The organism is Xenorhabdus sp. SGI246, from assembly GCF_040838225.1.
Classification (GTDB): Bacteria; Pseudomonadota; Gammaproteobacteria; order Enterobacterales; family Enterobacteriaceae; genus Xenorhabdus; species Xenorhabdus indica.
In genome coordinates this window covers 1-2,151 of record NZ_JBFPEZ010000131.1, presented here as the reverse complement: position 1 = coordinate 2,151, position 2,151 = coordinate 1, and the positions used below count along the sequence as shown (strand labels likewise).

Below are 2,151 nucleotides of genomic sequence, written 5' to 3'. Positions count from 1 at the left end.
TCTGGCCACGTTTTACTACTGGGCAAAAAAACTTCGGCAACAGCACGAGCCTCAATGCCTGCGCCCTGTTGTGGTTGAGGAACATTTGCAGGCTGGGCACACGGTCATACTCTGCCTGCCCAATGGACTTCGGGCGGAGCTGCCCGCCGGATTATCCCCTGCACAGATCCGCCACTGGATTGAGGCACTGCAATGATCCCAACCGGCAACATTTATCTGGTCTCCGGTCAGACCGACATGCGAAAATCCATCGACGGGCTGGCGAATGTGGTGAATGCGCTGGGGCTGGATCCGCTCAGTGAAGCCGGATTTATTTTTTGTAACCGTCATCGCGACAAACTCAAGATCCTGTTCTGGGATACTAACGGCTTCTGGCTCTACTACCGCCGGCTGGAAAAGGGCCGCTTTCAGTGGCCAGCGCCCGTGGCGGACGGCACCGTACATATTACGCGTCCGCAACTGAACTGGCTGTTGTCGGGCCTGGCATTAACCCATCCTCGGGCGCATCAGCCCTTACAGGGCTTGAAAATGTGATCGGTGACACGGATCGTCCATGAAGACTGGCGCGATCAGATTTAGCTGTCACACTCAGGTTTTCCTGCTGAGAACCTGAATGATGACTGACCTGCCGGATGATATTGACCAACTGAAAGCGCTCGTTTGCCAGCTTCAGGCGCTTAATCAGGCGCAGGCTGAGTCCCTTGCTGAACTTCGGACTCAAATCCGGCACCTGCTCGAACAGCTCAATCTCAGCAAATCGAAACGCTTTGGCAAACAGAGCGAAAAAGCCGATAAAGGCACCTTTAACGAGGCGGAACAGCAGATAAACCTGCCTAAACCGACGCCGGCGCATCACAAAAAAGGCCGTCAGCCGTTGCCGACAGGATTAGAGCGGGAAGTGCAGTGCCATACGCTGAATGCGCCGCCCTGCGACTGTTGTGGCGAACCGCTGCATGCCTGTGGAACCGAAATATCAGAAACCCTGAAAATCGTGCCACAGAAAGTCAGCGTCATTCGTCACGAACGCACCAAATACACCTGTCGGCAGTGTGAAAAAACCGAAACGCACAGCAAAATTATCACGGCGCCGACCCCACCCAGCCTGTTGCCCCGGACGATCGCCAGCCCGGAGACGCAGGCCGCCATTGTCACGGCTAAATATGTCGATGCGCTGCCGCTGTACCGGCAGGCCGATATTTTAGCGCGTTCCGGTATTGAAATTAGCCGCAGTACACTGGCGAACTGGTGTGTACAGCTCGGTCGAAAGGTGCATGTGCTGGTTGAACAGATGCAGGCGCACTTACTCAATGAACCGCTGATTTGTGCGGATGAAACGCCTGTTCAGGTGCTCCACGAAGCGGAGCGCCCGGCGCAGAGTAAATCTTATATGTGGGTGTATCGCAGTGGCGAATTTGCCGCTCACCCGGCGGTGATTTTCGACTACCAACCGAGTCGGAGCGGGCGTTGTGTCGCCGATTTTTTAGGGGGTTATGCCGGTTATCTGCTGACCGATGGCTATGCGGCTTACGATACGCTGAAATCAGTCAGACACGCCGGGTGCATGGCGCATGTCCGGCGTAAATTTACGGACGCCCAGAAAGCTCAGGCAGGTAAAAAAGCCGGACGTGCTGAACAAGGGCTGACTTTTATCGCCCGGCTGTACGCCATTGAGCGGGAAGCGCGGTTATTCAGCCCCGATGAACGACGGCAGCGACGACAGGAGAAAGCGCGCCCTGTTCTGAAAGACTTCCACGACTGGCTGACCGAAGCGAGTCAAACCGTGTTGCCGAAAAGTGGTATCGGCACGGCGATCACCTATACGCTGAACCAGTGGCCGAAACTGCTAGTCTATCTGGAAAACGGGCATCTCAGCATTGACAATAATGTCACCGAGCGGGATATCCGCCCGTTCACCACCGGGCGCAAGAATTGGCTGTTTTCCACGTCAGCAGACGGGGCCTTTGCCAGTGCGAATCTGTACAGCCTGGTGATGACCTGCCGGGCTAATGACATCAATCCTTATTTTTACTTCCGGCATATTTTTGCGGAACTCCCCAAACGCCAATCCGGTGCTCCCCTGCACGACCTGTTGCCGTGGAATTTGAACACCAGCGATATAATGTGAACTGCACGGTTTAATTGAGCGCTTAC

At 55.2% G+C, this 2,151-nt stretch carries 2 protein-coding genes and 1 pseudogene; all 3 read left to right on the top strand.

What is annotated here, in order from left to right; all coding sequences use genetic code 11:
• Positions 1-196 (top strand): annotated as a pseudogene (locus ABLA85_RS18310) (helix-turn-helix domain-containing protein); the annotation flags it as partial.
• Positions 193-534, top strand: coding sequence for an IS66 family insertion sequence element accessory protein TnpB (gene tnpB, locus ABLA85_RS18305; RefSeq protein ID WP_367965755.1), 342 nt, complete (start codon positions 193-195; stop codon positions 532-534). The pseudogene ABLA85_RS18310 and the gene tnpB, both read left to right, overlap by 4 nt.
• 82 nt (positions 535-616) lie before the next feature.
• A complete protein-coding gene (locus tag ABLA85_RS18300) occupies positions 617-2,125 on the top strand; it encodes an IS66 family transposase (RefSeq protein WP_367965756.1) in 1,509 nt (502 codons plus the stop codon).
• Positions 2,126-2,151: the final 26 nt, after the last annotated feature.